The organism is Pseudomonas sp. RP-B7 (assembly GCF_059803535.1).
Genome location: NZ_JAPFHC010000020.1, coordinates 40,326 through 56,629, shown reverse-complemented (window position 1 = coordinate 56,629; position 16,304 = coordinate 40,326). Strand labels below are relative to the sequence as shown.

Genomic DNA, 16,304 nt, shown 5'->3' with positions numbered 1-16,304 from the left:
TTTCGCGGCGCGATGCTATACCAACCGCAGACCAATTGATATGCGTTCTCATTCACTATTTTTCGGGTAACCACTTTGTATCGGCTTGACGCGAAGCAACGGTGGGAGGGAGCAAGCCCCCTTCCACCGTTGGATTTTTTCCAGCCTTGGCGTTATCGCCAATCAGCGATAGCGCTCCAACCAATGCGCGTAAGGCGCCGGCAAGGTCCACGACGCCTTCTCCACGCCCAGTTCCTTGGCCGCAAAGTACGCCCAATGCGGATCAGCCAAATGGGCACGGCCGACCGAAACCAGGTCCAGATGCCCGGCCTGCAAGGCTTCTTCCGCCAGATGCGGCGTGCCAAACCCCCACGCCGAAGTCACCGGGATACCGGCTTCGCGGCGTACGCGCTCGGCAATCGGACCCATGAATGCCGGGCCCCACGGGATATGGGTGTCCGGGATGGTAAAGCCGACGCTGACGCTCAACAGGTCCAGGCCACCGGCCTTGAAACGACGGGCCAGTTCGATGGATTCGGTGAGGGTCTGCTCGTCACGGCCGTCGTATTCGAGCACACCGAAACGCGCGGTCAGCGGCAGGTTTTCCGGCCAGACTTCGCGCACGGCGGCCAGGGTTTCCAGAAGGAAGCGGCTGCGGTTGTCAAAGCTGCCACCGTAGGCGTCGGTGCGCTGGTTGGAGTGTTCGGAGAAGAAACTCTGGCCCAGGTAGCCGTGGGCGAAGTGCAGCTCGATCCATTCAAAACCGGCGTCGCGGGCACGGCGAGCGGCGTCGACGAAGTCCTGGCGTACGCGGGCGATGTCGTCCAGGGTCATGGCGCGAGGCACTTGTGGCAGGTTGGCACCAAAGGCAATCGCCGACGGCGCGATGGTTTCCCACGCGCGGGCGTCGGAAGCGGGCATATGGTCATCGCCTTCCCACGGGCGGTTGGCACTGGCCTTGCGCCCGGCGTGGCCGATCTGGATGCCCGGCACCGAGCCGGCAGCCTTGATCGCCTTGACCATCGGCACAAACGCGGCCGCATGGGCATCGCTCCAGATCCCCGCGCAACCCGGGGTGATACGGCCTTCCGGCGCCACGGCGGTGGCCTCGACCACCACCAGCCCTGCCCCACCACGGGCCATGCTGGCCAGGTGCACGTGGTGCCAGTCGTTGACGATGCCGTCATCGGCCATGTACTGGCACATCGGCGGGATGGCGATGCGGTTGCGCAGGGTGACGTCTTTGAGTTTGAACGGTTCGAACAAGGCGGCCATGGGACGACTCCAGCAAGGGGGTGGTTGATTCGATAGTTCGATGGTAATCGAACTATGGTATTCAGCGATAGCCCCCTGTTATGATTCGTTTCATGCGAGCCTTCAAACACCCCCTTATCCAAGACCTCACCCTCGAACGCGTGCTCTACGCGCTGAGCGACCCGGTGCGCCTGGAAATCGTGCGTTGCCTGGCCGGTGTTGCCGAAGCCAGCTGTGGTGAACTGGATGGCGGGCGGCCCAAGTCGAGCATGTCCCACCACTTTCGTGTGTTGCGCGATGCCGGGCTGGTGCAGACGCGCAATGTGGGGACCACGCACATGAACTCATTGCGCGGCGATGAGCTGGAAACCCGCTTCCCGGGCTTGCTCGCCAGCATCCTCGCCCAGCAATAAGAAACGTTTCAGCAGCGAACCTTTCCCCCCTACCCCGCGTCCGAGCTAAGGCACTGTTGCCCACCGCTCGTCGCGAGGTCGTCGTTTGAAAGCCGCCATCATCAAGAAATACCGCCTGATCATCAAAACCATGGGCTACGTCGGTTGGGCCCTGTTCTGGCTGTTGCTGTGGGACGTCGCCGTCACCGTGGACTTCATGCTGTTCCTCACCTACAAGATCAACCTGCCGCTGATGCCCTTGACCCTGCTCGGCTCGGCGCTGGTGGTGCTGATCAGTTTTCGCAACAGCAGCGCCTATAACCGTTGGTGGGAGGCGCGCACGCTGTGGGGGGCGATGGTCAATAATTCGCGCAGCTTTGCGCGCCAGGTGCTGACGCTGCTGGATGACCCGGACGACGAAGTGAACCCGGTCAAGGCCACCCTGCTGCGTCGGCATGTGGCCTATGTGAATTGCCTGGCCGCGCACCTCAAGGGCCAGCCGTGCCCTGACGAGGTCCGTGCGTTTATCCCCGCCGATGAGTTCGCCCGCAGCGGCGCCACCAACAATTTTGCCAACGACATCCTTACCGGTTCGGCGACTTTGCTCGCCAGGGAGTACAAGGCCGGCCACCTCGACAGCATCCGCCTGGCGCGGCTGGAATCGACCCTGGTGGACCTGTCCAACGCCCAGGGCGGCATGGAGCGCATCGCCAACACCCCACTGCCCTACCCCTACGTGTACTTCCCGCGCCTATTCATTTCACTGTTCTGCCTGATCGTGCCGGTGGGCCTGGTGGAGTCCCTCGGCTGGTTCACCCCGCTGGCCTCCACGGTGGTGGGCTTCATGCTGCTGGCCATCGAGCGTATCGGCACCGACCTGCAAAGCCCGTTCTACTCCAGCGAACACCAGATCCAGATGGACACCATCTGCGAAACCATTGAAAAAAACCTGCAATCGATGCAGCGCGATGCACTGGGTGGCGAGCGTATCGGCTAAACGCTGCCCAAGGCCTAAAGTGCGTGCCCTGCTGGTCGATATATGGGGGTACGCATGGGCAATCCCCCCCTAAAAACAACACATGCGACGCTCTTCGCTGCTTTTCTCCGCCTTGCCAACTCTAATAAGTACCCTGCGGGAGATGTCATGAATATCAAACACAAGCTGACCTGGGCGTTTGCGACCATCGCATGCGTGCCGGTGATCCTGGTGGCCGTGCTGGTGGTACTGAACCTGCGGGATGCGGCCGTGGCCAACTTCCTCGACAGCAGTAGCCGCGAGATCCGCCAGATCGACAATGGCATGAAGCAATTCTTCGACGGCATCAGCCAGAACGTTGAATATGTGGCCAAGGACCCGCGCGTTGTCGCGGCCAAAGACCTCAAGAGCTACGCCGGTGCCGACGCCGCGCAAATCCCCCTGACCCAAACGAATAAAGAGCTGCTGGCGATTTTCGACCAGTTCGCCAAAAGCCATCCCAGCACCGCCTACCTGTCCCTCGGCCTCGCCGACGGCGGTTACGCCAGCTACCCCGACGACACCAAGCTGAACAACTACGACCCACGCGTGCGCCCTTGGTATAAAGCCGCCATCGCCGCACCGGGCACTACCGTGCGTACCGGAGCGTACTACTGGGCGCCGGACGATGTGGTGCTGATCGGCACCGTGCACACCGTTGCCGACGCCACCGGCAACATCCTCGGCGTGGTTGGCCTGGACGTGTCGCTCAAGCAACTCACCGAACTGGTGCGCAACATCAAACTGGGCGACAGCGGTTACCTGATGCTGGTGGAAGGCAACGGCAACGTGCTGGTAGACCCCAGCGATGCCAAGCACAACTTCAAGCCCCTGGCCGACCTCGGCCCGCAATACGCCGAACTGGCCAAGCGCACTGACGGCGCGACCCAGATCGAGATCGACGGCGTGCCTTACATGGTCAACGTGGTCAGCTCCAAAGACCTGGGCTGGCGCTTCATCGGCCTGATCAAGCGCGACGAGGTGATGGCCGGCGCCTCCAGCCTGACCTGGCTGATCGCCGCCATCGCCGCCGCGCTGGCCGTGGTGTTCGCCCTCGTCGGTGCGAGTTTCGCCAGCATGATCGTGCGGCCGATCCGCGGCGTGGCCGATGGCCTGCAGGAAATCGCCGAAGGTGAAGGCGACCTGACGCGCAAACTCAGCGTGCAAGGCAAGGACGAAACCGCAACCCTGGCCGGCTGGTTCAACCAGTTCCTCGGCGCGATTGCGCAGTTGGTGCAGCGTATCGGCAGTGCGTCCAACGACCTGCAAAGCGCCGCCGCCGACACCAGCGACGTCGCCAACAACATGAACCAGGCCGCCGGCCGCCAGCGCGAAGCCGTGGAACTGGTCAGCACCGCGTTCAACGAGATGGTCGCCACTTCCAACGAAGTCGCACGCTCGTGCAGCGCCGCCGCCACCAGTGCCGATGAGGGCTACCGCGACGTACACAACGGCCAGCAGCACATCGGCGAAGCCACCGGCAGCGTACTCAAGCTCAGCGAAGACCTGCAAAAGTCGACCCAGACCATGCAGTTGCTGGAGCAGGACAGCCAGAACATCAACACCATCCTCGACACCATCCGTTCGATTGCCGAACAGACCAACCTGCTCGCGCTCAACGCCGCCATCGAAGCCGCGCGTGCCGGCGACCAAGGTCGCGGCTTTGCGGTGGTGGCCGACGAAGTGCGCGCCCTCGCCCGCCGCACCGCCGATTCCACCGGCGAGATCGACAGCCTGCTGGGCAACCTCGCCCGGCGCACCCAGGAAGTCACCTTGCAGATGCAGGGCAGCCTGCTGGTCTCGCAGACCAGCGTGGATCGCATCCAGCAGGCCCGCGACAGCTTTGACAAGATTCTGGGCTCGGTGGACTCGATCCGCGACCAGAACACCCAGATCGCTACCGCCGCCGAAGAACAGCACCAGGTGGCCGAAGAGATCAACCGGCACATCGCGCAGATTCATGCCGATGCGCAACTGGTTGAAGGCTTCGCCCACTCGGCGCAGGCCGGTTCAGGCCGGCTTACGGATATTTCGGGGCAGCTCAAGGGGTTGGTGGGCCGGTTCAAATACTAGATAACCTCAGCCTGGGTTCGCCTGCAGGGAGCAGGCGAACGCTGCGTGTATTCGCTACTATGTGCACCAGCCCCCAGACCGACCCGGAACGCCAATGCCCAACCCCAAGGACACTGCTGCCGACAGCAGCACCCCGATGATTCCCGAGCAGCGTCGCGAGCAAATCCTGCGGCAGTTGCGCAAGCATCAGGTGATGAGCGTGCACCAGCTGATGGAGATGTTCGACTGCTCGCACATGACCGTGCGCCGCGACATCGCGCTGCTGGAGCAGGAAGGCCGGGCCTATTCGGTCACCGGAGGGGTGCGTATCGCCAGCCAGTTGCACAGCGAGCCGAGCCATCAGTCCAAGGCCGTGGTGGAACTGCCGCAGAAACAGGCCATGGCGCGCCTGGCCGCGCGTTTGCTGCACGCGGACATGACGGTGTACCTGGATGCGGGTACCAGCACCCTGGAGATCGTGCCCTATATCAAGGCGCTGTCGGGGATGACGGTGGTGACCAACGACTTCGGCATTGTGCAGGCCTTGATGGATGCGCAACAGGTGACCGTCATCCACACCGGCGGGCAGCTGGACCATGACAACCATTCTTCGGTCGGCGGGCTGGCGGTGGCGACCTTGCGTCAGGTGGTCACCGACATCGCGTTCATGTCTACCAGCTCCTGGGACCTGCACCGTGGCATCACCACCCCCTCGGCGCTGAAGGTGGAGGTCAAGCAAGTGGCCATGCAATCGGCGGCGCAGGTGGTGCTGGTGGCAAGCAGTTCCAAGTACGGCACCTTCAGCATGTACCGGATTGCCGGGTTGGAACCGTTCGACGTGATCATCAGCGACGACGCCCTCGCCCCGGCGGCGGCGGACGGCATCCGCAAGCGCGGCATCGAGCTGATGCTGCCAACCCAACCAAACTGATAAAACCCGTAGTGAGCGGGCTTGCCGAACGCGGGTCCGTTACAGATCACGCAACCATTGCAGGCCCACCGAGGTGTCGCCCCTTGGCCGGTACTCGCAGCCAACCCAGCCGGTGTAGCCCAATTGGTCCATCAGGCCGAACAGGTAGCCGTAGTTCAACTCGCCCGAGTCCGGCTCATGGCGGTCCGGTACGCCGGCGATCTGGATATGGCCGATGCCGTTGAAATCACGCCGCAGCTTGGTCGCCACATCCCCCTCGACAATCTGGCAGTGGTAGCAGTCGAACTGCACTTTGAGGTTGCTCGCCCCCACTTCACGGCAGATGGCCTGGGCCTGGTCCTGGCGGTTGAGGAAGAACCCCGGCATGTCACGGGTGTTGATCGGCTCCAGCAACACCGTCACCCCGACCCGGGTCGCTGCGGCGCTGGCGTAGGCGAGGTTTTCCAGGTACACGGCGTGGTGGCGCTGGCGCAGGCTTTCCGACGGCAACAGGCCGGCCATCACGTGGATGCGGTCGTTGCCGAGCACGGCGGCGTATTCCAGCGCGCGGTCGAAGCCCAGGCGAAACTCGGCCTCGCGCCCCGGCAGCGTGGCGATGCCGCGCTCCCCCGCCGCCCAGTCACCCGGCGGTGCATTGAACAGGGCCTGGACCAAACCGTTGTCGCTCAGGCGCTGCTTGAGCTCGGCCGCGCTGTAGTCGTAGGGAAACAGGTATTCCACCGCATCAAACCCATCGGCTTTCGCCGCGGCGAACCGCTGGAGAAAGTCGTGTTGCGGATACAGCATGCTCAGGTTGGCAGCAAAGCGAGGCATGGGAACTCCTGGAAGTCAGACAAAAGGCCAGATCATTAGGGTAATCAAGAACCCCAAGGTGCCGAGCAAGGTGGTGATCACCGTCCACGTGCGCAGACCGTCCGCCACGTTGAGCCCGGCGAGCTTGGTGAAAATCCAGTAGCCGGCGTCGTTGATATGCGACATCGCCAGCCCGCCACCGCCCATGGCCAGGCACAGCAGCGCCAGGTGGTTGGGCGTGAGGTTGAGGGTGACGATCAACGGGCTGATGATCCCGGCCGTGGTCACCAGCGCGACGGTCGTGGAACCCTGCACCGCACGCAGCAGCATGGTCAACAAAAAGCCCAGGGCCAGCACCGGCAAGCCGGTGGTACGCAGCATGTCGGAGACTACCGCGCCGATGCCGGTGTCCACCAGCACCTTGCCGAACACACCACCGGCACCGGCAATGAGGATCACCATGGCCACGCCCGGCAACGCCGAACCAATCACATCCGATACCTGGCTGCGGCTCCAGCCACGGCGCGAGCCCAGTAGCCAGGCGCACAGCAAGGTGTCGATCAGCAGCGCGACCAGCGGCGCGCCGAGCACCGTCATCACTCCACGCAAGGTCGACTCGACCGGCAACAGCGAAGTCGCCAGGGTACCCAACAGGATCAACACAATCGGCAGCAGGATCAGGCTGACAATCAAGCCAAAACCCGGTGCAGGCGCCGCCGGCAGCTTGGCGGCGATGGCGCTGGTGGATTCTTCCAGGCCCATGTGGGACTCGGCCACGGCCGCTTGTTGTACGGCCTGCTGGCCGCCATTGTTCCAGGCCTGCAAGTCGGCGTTGGTCACGTGCGGGCCGTAGACTTCGGCGCGGATGTCGTCGGTCATCGGGTAGAAACGGCGGGTCATGCGCCCCGCCACGCGATAACCGATGTAGCACAGCAATGCGGTCATCGGCAGGCCGAACATCAGCACCCGCCCCAGGTCCGCCCCCAGTTGGCTGGCGGCCGCCACGGCACCCGGATGGGGTGGCAGGAACGCATGCACGGTCAGCAATGCCGCACACATCGGCAGCGCAAAAATCAGCAGCGGTTTGCGGGCGCGGCGAGCCACGCCATAGGCCAGCGGCATCAGGATGATCACCCCGACTTCAAAGAACACCGGCACGCCGATGATGAACCCGGCAATGGTCAGCGCCAGCGGCGTGCGGCTGTTGCCGAAGCGCTCGATCAGCGATTTGGCCAGGGCCTCGGCGCCGCCGGAGAGTTCGATGATGCGCCCGATCATCGCGCCCAGGGCAATGATGATCGCGATATGGCCAAGGGTCTTGCCCATGCCGCCTTCGATGGTCGCGACCAGGTCGGCGGGTTTCACCCCGGCAACCAGGGCCACCACGATACTCACCAGCATCAGCGCGACAAACGGCTGGAATTTGTACTTGAGGACCAGAAACAGCAACAGCGCGATACCCGCACCGGCGGTCAACATCAAAATCAGTGGGCTCATTCGAAAATGTCCTGTTGTTATTGTTTTTTACGCAAGCCGGGGCCGTCGAGTCCCTGACCAGGGCCTCGGGGCAACGCGTGCAATGTTGGGGTTACCAGTGCGCGCCGAACGTCTCGCGCAGTTCATCCAGTGCAGCCTGGTCCAGCGGCGCGGGCCGTGGGTTGCTCATCAACCAGAGCCGCGCGGTTTCTTCCAGTTCTTCCAGGGCGTAGCTGGCCTTGGCCACCGAGCTTTCCCAGACCACCGGCCCGAGGCGTTCGAGCATCACACCGCGCACGCTGTTGGCCAGTTGTGCAACTTGCTCGGCAACCATTGGGGAGCCGGGGCGCTGGTAGCCGATCAAGGGAATGTGCCCGACCTTCATCACCTGATACGGCGTGAGCGGCGGCAAGATGTCGTCCGCGCGCCACACCCCGGCCAGGGTCAGCGCCACCAGATGGGTCGAATGGGTATGCACCACGCCGCCCACCGAAGGGTTGCGGTCGTACACCTGGCGATGCAGGGCCAGGGTCTTGGACGGCTTTTCACCGCTGACCCACTCGCCTTTCAGGTTGACCTTGGCGATGGCGGCCGGGGTCAGGCGCCCGAGGCAGATATCCGTCGGCGTAATCAGCCAGCCATCGTCGAGGCGCGCGCTGATATTGCCGGCACTGCCCACGGTGTAGCCGCGCTGATACAGGCTGCGGCCAACCTCGCAGATTTCGTCGCGCTGGGCCTGTTCGTCGATGCCGCTCATTGCGCACCTCCGGCCAGTTGCGCGAGGGCCTTGGCGAAGAAATCGCGACCGCCGAAGTTGCCCGATTTCAACGCCAGCGCCAACGGCTCGGCACCACCGCTGAGGGTAGCCGGCACGCCCGGATCGATCTGCGCGCCGATCTGCAACAGGTTGACGCCCAGCGCCTTGACCACCGCGCCGGAGGTTTCGCCGCCGGCGATCACAAAGCGCCGCACGCCACTTGTGCGCAGGCCGCTGGCGATCTCGCCCAGCGCGTCCTCGACCAGGGCTCCGGCGCGTTCGACGCCCAATTGTTGTTGCACCGCCTTGACCTCGGCCGGGGTGCTGGTGGCGTAGATCAACACGGTGTGCGCGCTGTCGCGGGCAAACGCCAGGGCCTGGGCCACCACCGGTTCACCGGCCGCCAGGGCCAGCGGATCGATGCGCAACGCCGGGCGCCCGGCTTCCTGCCAGGCTGCCACCTGGCCCAGGGTCGCTACCGATGCACTGCCCGCCAACACCACTTCGCCGCCGCTGACCGAGGGCAACGTGGCGACATCGAAGTCACGCAATTTGCCGGCGCGGCGGAAATTGTCCGGCAGGCCCAATGCCAGGCCCGAGCCGCCGGTCAGCAACGGCAAGTCCGCGCAGGCACTGCCCAGGGTGTAGAGGTCGCGGTCCGACAGCGCATCGGCGATGGCGATGCCCACGCCTTGCCCACGCAGTTCGGCGATCTTGGCGCGGGTCGCCTCGACCCCGGCGCCAATCGCGTCGTAACGCAGGAGGCCGACCGGCAGCTGGGTCTGGCTTTGCAGCACACGCACCAGATTGGCGTCGCCCATCGGCGTCAACGGATGATGCTGCATGCCGGATTCGCTGAGCAGTTGGTCCTGCACAAACAAGTGGCCACGGAAAATCGTCCGACCGTTTTCCGGAAACGCCGGGCACGCCAGGGTGAAGTCGCTGCCCAGGGCCTTGAGCAAGGCCTCGCTGACCTGGCCGATATTGCCCGCGGCGGTGGAATCGAAGGTGGAACAGTACTTGAAGAAAATCTGCTCGCAGCCCTGTGCGCGCAGCCACTCCAGTGCGGCCAGGGATTCAGCAACCGCCTCGGCTGCCGGGGTGGTGCGCGACTTCAGGGCGATGACAATTGCATCCGCATCCAGCCCGGCCGCGACTTCGCGACTGGGGATGCCGATACTCTGCACCGTGCGCATGCCACCGCGCACGAGCATGTTGGCAAGGTCGGTGGCGCCGGTGAAATCGTCGGCGATGCAGCCCAGCAATGGGCGCGCGTTGGCAGTCGTCATGACGCGTTCCTTAAACAGAGTCGGGCTTGGCGGTCGGCAGGTCGATGCCGGGGAAAATCTTGATCACCGCCGAGTCGTCCTCGCGGCCGAAACCGGCACTGGAGGCCTGCATGAACATCTGATGTGCGGTGGCCGACAGCGGCAGCGGGAATTTGCTCGCACGGGCGGTATCCAGCACCAGGCCAAGGTCCTTGACGAAAATATCCACCGCCGACAGCGGCGTGTAGTCCGCCTTCAGAATGTGCGGCACGCGGTTTTCGAACATCCACGAGTTGCCGGCGCTGTGGGTGATGACTTCATACAAGGCATCGGCGTCGACGCCTTCGCGCAGGCCCAGGGCCATGGCTTCGGCAGACGCAGCGATGTGCACGCCGGCGAGCAACTGGTTGATGATTTTGACTTTGGAGCCCAGGCCATGGACATCGCCCAGGCGATAGACCTTGCCCGCCATGCCGGCCAGCACGGCCTCAGCCTTGGCGTAAGCAGCGTGCGGGCCGGAGGTCATCATGGTCATTTCACCGGCGGCAGCCTTGGCCGCACCGCCGGAGATCGGCGCATCGAGGTACAGCAGGCCCAGCTCCGCCAGGCGCTGGCCGAGGTCAACCGCATAGGTCGGCGCCACGGTGGCGCAGCCGATCAGCAGGCCGCCCGGACGCAGTGCCGCCACCGCCCCGCCTTCACCGAACAACACGGTTTCGGTCTGCTCGGCGTTAACCACCACGGTGATGATCACATCGCAGGCTTCGGCCATCTGCGCCGCAGACGTGCAGGCCACCCCTCCTTCGCCTGCGAACTGCCGGGTGACGGCGTCACGCACGTCACAGGCATGCACATTGAAGCCGTCGCGCAGCAGCGAGCGGGCAATGCCCAGGCCCATCGCGCCCAGACCGACAACACCAACATTCTTATTATTCATGGGGTACTCCAGGGGAAAACGGCGGCTGAGGCCACACCGGCGAGCCGCGTTGGAATTGCTATCGATCATCCACCAATGAACAGATTATGTGAAGTATTTTTTCAATCTAACATTTTTTAACATCGCGTCTTTTCCGGCAAAGCGCCGCGCTCCCTGCTTGAATCATCACATCACCTGCTACTTACGTCTTATCGCAAGAATGTACTAACCAGTTACTTATCTTGCTAACATTCTCTCTTTGCCATTCACCTTGAGTGCTGTCGACATGAAACAAGCATCACGCGCCACGGGCGCCTCTAGATTTCTCCTGCTGGGATTGGGCGTCATCCTCGCCCTGCTCGGCGTGGCGCTGGCCGTTGGCGGCGCCAGGCTGGTCAGCCTTGGAGGTTCCTGGTATTTCCTGATCGGCGGCCTGGCCATGGCGGTCTCCGGGCTGCTGATTGCGCGGCAGAAACCAGCCGGCGCGTGGCTGTTCGCCGCGTTCCTGGTCGGCACGGCGATCTGGGCCGTGGCGGATGTGGGCCTGGTGTTCTGGCCGCTGTTCTCGCGGCTGTTCATGTTCGCGGCCATCGGCATGGTGGTGGCACTGGTTTACCCGCTGCTGGCCGGCAAGCCGGCGCGTGGCGCGTATGGCGTCGCCGCCGTGTTGGCGGTCGGCGTGGCAGTGGCGGCGGGCAATATGTTTGTCGCCCACCCCAGCGTCGCGCCGACGGGTGCCGGTCCGGGCATCACCCCGGTGGCGGCGGCCGATGCGCAGAAAGATTGGGCGCACTACGGCAACACCGAAGGCGGCAGCCGTTTCGCCGCGCTGGACCAGATCAACCGTGACACCGTGAACAAACTCAAAGTGGCGTGGACCTACCACACAGGTGACGTCGCCCTCAGCGACGGCAACGGCGCCGAAGACCAACTGACGCCCTTGCAGATCGGCAACAAAGTCTTCATCTGCACCCCCCACAACAACCTGATCGCCCTCGACGCCGACACCGGCAAAGAGCTGTGGAAGAACGACGTCAACGCCAAGTCGGCGGTGTGGCAGCGTTGCCGTGGCATGGCTTACTTCGACGCCACCGCGCCGATTGCCCAGCCGACCCAGCCCAACAGCTCGCCGATCATTGCTGCCAGTGTCGCCGCCGGTGCGCAGTGCCAGCGTCGCCTGCTGACCAATACCATCGATGCGCGCCTGATCGCCGTGGACGCCGACACCGGCAAGTTCTGCGAAGACTTCGGTAACCACGGCCAAGTGGATCTGAAAGCCGGCCTGGGCAACGTGCCGGACAGCTACTACCAACTGTCCTCGGCGCCATTGATCGCTGGCACCACCGTGGTGGTTGGCGGGCGCGTGGCGGACAACGTCCAGACCGACATGCCCGGCGGCGTGATCCGTGGCTTCGACGTGATCACCGGGCAAATGCGCTGGGCCTTCGACCCCGGCAACCCACAGGACAAACAAGCCCCGGCCGAGGGCAGCACCTACGTGCGCAGCACGCCAAACAGCTGGGCGCCGATGTCCTATGACCCGCTGATGAACACCCTGTTCTTGCCGATGGGCAGCTCGTCCACCGACATCTACGGGGTTGAACGCACGCAGTTGAACCACAAATACGGCGCGTCGGTCCTCGCGCTGGACGCCTCCACCGGCGCCGAAAAGTGGGTGTACCAGACCGTCCACAATGACCTGTGGGACTTCGACCTGCCGATGCAGCCAAGCCTGATCGACTTCACTGCACCCGGCACCGACAAAGCCGTGCCTGCAGTCGTGATCGGCACCAAGGCCGGGCAGATCTACGTGCTCGACCGCGCCACCGGCAAGCCGCTGACCGAGGTTAAGGAAGTACCGGTCAAGGCCGCCAACATCCCCAACGAACCCTACTCGCCGACCCAGCCTAAATCTGTGGGTATGCCACAGATCGGCGCGCAAACCCTGACCGAGTCGGACATGTGGGGGGCCACCCCGTTCGACCAACTGCTGTGCCGCATCGACTTCAAGGGCATGCGCTACGACGGCCTGTACACCGCGCCGGGCACCGATAAATCCCTGAGTTTCCCGGGCTCCCTGGGCGGCATGAACTGGGGCAGCATTTCCACCGACCCGGTGCACGGTTTTATCTTCGTCAACGACATGCGCCTGGGCCTGTGGATCCAGATGATACCGTCGCAGAACAAGGCCCAGGCCGCGTCCGGCGGCGAAGCGCTGAACACCGGCATGGGCGCCGTGCCCCTCAAGGGCACGCCGTATGCCGTGAACAAAAACCGCTTCCTGTCGGTGGCCGGTATTCCGTGCCAGGCGCCGCCGTTCGGCACCTTGACCGCGATCGACATGAAGACCCAAAAGGTCGCGTGGCAAGTGCCGGTGGGCACCGTTGAAGACACCGGCCCCCTGGGCATCCGCATGCACTTGCCGATCAAGATCGGCCTGCCGACCCTCGGCGGCACGCTGTCGACCCAAGGCGGCCTGATCTTTATCGCCGGCACCCAGGACTTCTACCTGCGCGCCTTCAACAGCGCCAACGGTGATGAAATCTGGAAAGCCCGCCTGCCCGTCGGCAGCCAAGGCGGCCCGATGACCTACGTCTCGCCGAAAACCGGCAAGCAATACGTGGTGATCACCGCCGGCGGTGCACGCCAGTCCACTGACCGTGGCGACTACGTGATCGCCTACGCCCTGCCTTAACCCCTCGATCAAGCGCGGTGCCCTCTGCACCGCGCTTTCTGTCTGGAAGAACCCGCATGACCCTCACTTCTCACACGTCCCTGGGGCGCCTGCTGCTCGGCCTGGCCCTGGGCGCAGCCTTGCCCGTACAAGCCGATAACAGCACCCTGACCGGCGACTGGGGCGGCCTGCGCCGCGAGCTCGACGCACAAGGCATCCGCTTCACCGGCGACTACAGCGGCGAGACCGCCTACAACGCCCACGGCGGCATGCACCGCTCGGCGCGCTACTCGCAGAACCTCAAGCTCGGCGTGCAGTTCGACCTGGGCAAGCTCTACGGTTTCAACAACGGCGACCGCATCCAGCTGACCATCAACGACCGACGCGGCAACAGCGCCTCCGAAGACCTGGTGGGCAACCGCCTGCCGATCCAGGAAAACTACGGCGGCCTCTACACCCGCCTCACCGAGTTGAGCTATGAGCGCACGCTGTTCACCCCGGCGCTGAACGTCAAGCTTGGCTACATGGCCATGGGCAACGACCTCGGCGGCCTCGACAGCGGCGTTCTGTGCAACTTCATGAACGCCGGTTTCTGCGGGCACCCGCTGAACATGTCCGGCGGCAGCGGCTGGACCAACTACCCGAATGCGCGCCTCGGTGCACGGGTCAAATACGACCTCTCGCCAAACTGGCAACTGCGCGTGGCGGCATTCAACGTCGACCCGCAAAGCAACGGCAACTCCAGCCGCGCCTGGCATCTGACGCCCAAGCACACCACCGGCACCGTGGTGCCCATCGAGCTGATCTACAAGCACGCGGGCACCCTGCCGGGCGAATACAAGGTGGGTTATTACTACGACAGCTCCGACGTCAAACGCATCGGCAGCACCAAGGAAGTGAGTGGACGCAGCGGGCACTACCTGCTGATCGACCAGGCCGTGTGGGCCTCGGATACATCCGCCGGTCGCGTGCTGCATGCCTTTGGCCAATACTCGGCGGCCAGTGAAGCGGCCTCACCGTTCAGCAAGTGGTATGGCGCGGGCGTGGTGTTGTACAAACCGTTCGAAGGCCGCCCGCGTGACACCCTCGCCCTCGGTTACGGGCGTGCCGTGCCGAACCCGCGCAGCCGTGAGGTGCAGGAACTGGCGGCGTTCAACGCCGGTACCGATTACCCCAACCTGAACAACGCCGAGCAGTTGATCGAACTGAGCTACGGCTACCAGGCCACGCCGTGGCTGACCTTGCGTCCGGATGTGCAATACATCATCGAACCGGGGGCGTTTTCCGGGGACAAGATCGACGACGCGTTGGTCCTGGGTTTGCAGGTCAAGGCGACCTTCTAAGCCACCGGCAGCGCGTTGTTGATAATCTCGCGTGCGTAGTTCGCCAGTTGCTTGGCGCTCATCGCCGCGACCTCATCCGCCTCGATGGGCGGATGGGCGACGATGCTGACCTGCGTCCTGCGCAAGGCGTTGTAAGCGATATGGTTCACCGCCGGGCTGATCGTCACCGGGACGATCCCCACCCCCATCTCCTTGGCCAGCCGAAAGGCACCGCTCTTGAACGCGAGCATCTTTTCGCCATGGGTGCGCGTGCCTTCCGGGAAGATCCACAGCGACGTGTTGTCGGCCACCACCCGCCTGGCCAGCTTGCGCAACCCCTCGATAGACGCCCGTGGGCTGCTTCGATCGATGAACAGGCTGCCGGTCAACCAATACAACTGCCCTAGCAGCGGCAACCATTTGAGTGAGTGCTTGGCCACAATCACCGTACCGGGGTTGAGCGCTTGCGCCACGATCAGCGCGTCATGGTTGCATTGGTGGTTGGCCACATAAATATAGGGTTGGGTGGTGGGCACGCGGTCAAAGCCGTGCACCTCGACACGCACCGCACAGATGCGATTGATCAGCGCGTAGACTCGGCAGGCCACGTACAGGTTTCGGTTCTTCGACGGGTTGATCAGCATGTAGAGGCATAAAAACGGAAAGCTCGACACGATCAACAACAGCACCAACAAGGCTCTGGCCAACGCAATCATAAATAACCCGCTTCAGGCCGCGAGGCACAAGGCGCGGGTGGTGGTGTCGTCGATGTCGATCCAGAATGGCACGATGCGTTGGTTGTCGATGAGGTGCGGCGCCGAGATCCGGCGCGTGGTAACGCCCATCCGCTTGAGCAGGCGCTCGTTGCCCACCGCGCTGAACGCAATCAGGCGAAAAGCGCCCTTGGAGCGTGCCACATCAATCACTTCGCGAACCAGCTTTACCGTGTTCTGCCACGCTTGCTCGGCGCTCAACACCTGCCCCTTGGGCTGGCTGATGGCAAAGCGTGACAGCTCCCAAATATCCGCCGAGAACGGCGGCGGGCTTTCCCCCATCAAGTGCGGGAACACTTCACCCAGCAGGTACGGGCCATTGGTGGGCAGCAGGCGGGCGCAACCGAAGATCTCGCGATCACGGTCACAGGCCAGAACGTAGACGGTATCCGGGCGATCAAACGCATCCAGCTCACGCCCCTCTTCGCACGGCAAGGGCCAGCCCAGGGCTTTGACAAATACCTCATACCGATACTTCGCCAGGGCACTCGCCATGCCTGGCAATAGTTCACCCACTGTCCCTGTTACTGCCGTAAGCATGCCAACCACCCAACCAATATTATTGGCCGAGTACAGCAAACCGTTGATTTTGTGAGTAGCTGCCCGAATGGGCAGGTGGACTACCCCCATAAACTATGCATCCGCCGCCTGGAACAGCCTGTATAATTCGACTCCGCCCAGCTATGACGGGCGTCGAGCATGG

General features: G+C 63.7%; 13 protein-coding genes and 2 pseudogenes. 7 read left to right on the top strand and 8 right to left on the bottom strand.

Annotation, left to right across the window (positions count from 1 at the left end; all coding sequences use genetic code 11):
- Positions 1-162 precede the first annotated feature (162 nt).
- The gene (locus OPU96_RS18540; RefSeq protein WP_192300898.1) at positions 163-1,254 is read right to left on the bottom strand and encodes an NADH:flavin oxidoreductase/NADH oxidase; all 1,092 of its coding nucleotides are present in this window, start codon (positions 1,252-1,254) and stop codon (positions 163-165) included.
- Between the two features lie 80 nt (positions 1,255-1,334).
- On the opposite strand from OPU96_RS18540, the gene OPU96_RS18535 reads away from it, so the two are divergent.
- From OPU96_RS18535 to OPU96_RS18515, 5 genes and pseudogenes are all read left to right on the top strand, one after another.
- The gene (locus OPU96_RS18535) at positions 1,335-1,646 is read left to right on the top strand and encodes an ArsR/SmtB family transcription factor (protein ID WP_498559486.1); all 312 of its coding nucleotides are present in this window, start codon (positions 1,335-1,337) and stop codon (positions 1,644-1,646) included.
- 85 nt (positions 1,647-1,731) lie between these two features.
- The gene (locus tag OPU96_RS18530; RefSeq protein WP_226457796.1) at positions 1,732-2,622 is read left to right on the top strand and encodes a bestrophin family protein; all 891 of its coding nucleotides are present in this window, start codon (positions 1,732-1,734) and stop codon (positions 2,620-2,622) included.
- 42 nt (positions 2,623-2,664) lie between these two features.
- Positions 2,665-3,852, top strand: a pseudogene (locus OPU96_RS18525) (HAMP domain-containing protein); the annotation flags it as partial.
- A gap of 345 nt (positions 3,853-4,197) precedes the next feature.
- Positions 4,198-4,713 (top strand): annotated as a pseudogene (locus OPU96_RS18520) (methyl-accepting chemotaxis protein); the annotation flags it as partial.
- A gap of 94 nt (positions 4,714-4,807) precedes the next feature.
- A complete protein-coding gene (locus tag OPU96_RS18515; protein WP_192300894.1) occupies positions 4,808-5,623 on the top strand; it encodes a DeoR/GlpR family DNA-binding transcription regulator in 816 nt (271 codons plus the stop codon).
- A gap of 39 nt (positions 5,624-5,662) precedes the next feature.
- Here OPU96_RS18515 and otnI read toward each other — a convergent pair whose 3' ends face one another.
- The 5 genes from otnI to ltnD all read right to left on the bottom strand — a co-directional run bounded on the left by otnI (position 5,663) and on the right by ltnD (position 10,922).
- Complete coding sequence (otnI, locus tag OPU96_RS18510) at positions 5,663-6,436, bottom strand: 2-oxo-tetronate isomerase (RefSeq protein ID WP_498559485.1); 774 nt, start codon at positions 6,434-6,436, stop codon at positions 5,663-5,665.
- A 15-nt stretch (positions 6,437-6,451) separates the two neighbouring features.
- On the bottom strand, positions 6,452-7,912 hold the full coding sequence (locus OPU96_RS18505; protein ID WP_226455992.1) for a GntT/GntP/DsdX family permease: 1,461 nt from the start codon (positions 7,910-7,912) through the stop codon (positions 6,452-6,454).
- A 91-nt stretch (positions 7,913-8,003) separates the two neighbouring features.
- Positions 8,004-8,648: a 3-oxo-tetronate 4-phosphate decarboxylase gene (gene otnC, locus OPU96_RS18500; RefSeq protein WP_226455993.1), complete on the bottom strand. Its 645-nt coding sequence runs from the start codon at positions 8,646-8,648 to the stop codon at positions 8,004-8,006.
- Entirely contained in the window at positions 8,645-9,937 is a 1,293-nt protein-coding gene (gene otnK, locus OPU96_RS18495; RefSeq protein ID WP_498559484.1) for a 3-oxo-tetronate kinase, read from the bottom strand. The genes otnC and otnK overlap by 4 nt, the downstream gene beginning before the upstream one ends.
- A gap of 10 nt (positions 9,938-9,947) precedes the next feature.
- On the bottom strand, positions 9,948-10,922 hold the full coding sequence (gene ltnD, locus OPU96_RS18490; RefSeq protein WP_498559483.1) for an L-threonate dehydrogenase: 975 nt from the start codon (positions 10,920-10,922) through the stop codon (positions 9,948-9,950).
- Positions 10,923-11,118: 196 nt separating this feature from the next.
- On the opposite strand from ltnD, the gene OPU96_RS18485 reads away from it, so the two are divergent.
- Both OPU96_RS18485 and OPU96_RS18480 read left to right on the top strand, forming a co-directional pair.
- A complete protein-coding gene (locus OPU96_RS18485) occupies positions 11,119-13,527 on the top strand; it encodes a glucose/quinate/shikimate family membrane-bound PQQ-dependent dehydrogenase (protein WP_498559482.1) in 2,409 nt (802 codons plus the stop codon).
- 56 nt (positions 13,528-13,583) lie between these two features.
- Positions 13,584-14,849, top strand: a complete 1,266-nt coding sequence (locus OPU96_RS18480) for a carbohydrate porin (RefSeq protein WP_498559481.1) — start codon at positions 13,584-13,586, stop codon at positions 14,847-14,849.
- Here the strand turns inward: OPU96_RS18480 and OPU96_RS18475 are convergent.
- Both OPU96_RS18475 and OPU96_RS18470 read right to left on the bottom strand, forming a co-directional pair.
- The gene (locus OPU96_RS18475) at positions 14,846-15,544 is read right to left on the bottom strand and encodes a lysophospholipid acyltransferase family protein (protein ID WP_192300886.1); all 699 of its coding nucleotides are present in this window, start codon (positions 15,542-15,544) and stop codon (positions 14,846-14,848) included. The genes OPU96_RS18480 and OPU96_RS18475 overlap by 4 nt on opposite strands.
- A gap of 12 nt (positions 15,545-15,556) precedes the next feature.
- Entirely contained in the window at positions 15,557-16,141 is a 585-nt protein-coding gene (locus OPU96_RS18470) for an acyl-homoserine-lactone synthase (protein WP_305392432.1), read from the bottom strand.
- Between the last annotated feature and the right edge of the window lie 163 nt (positions 16,142-16,304).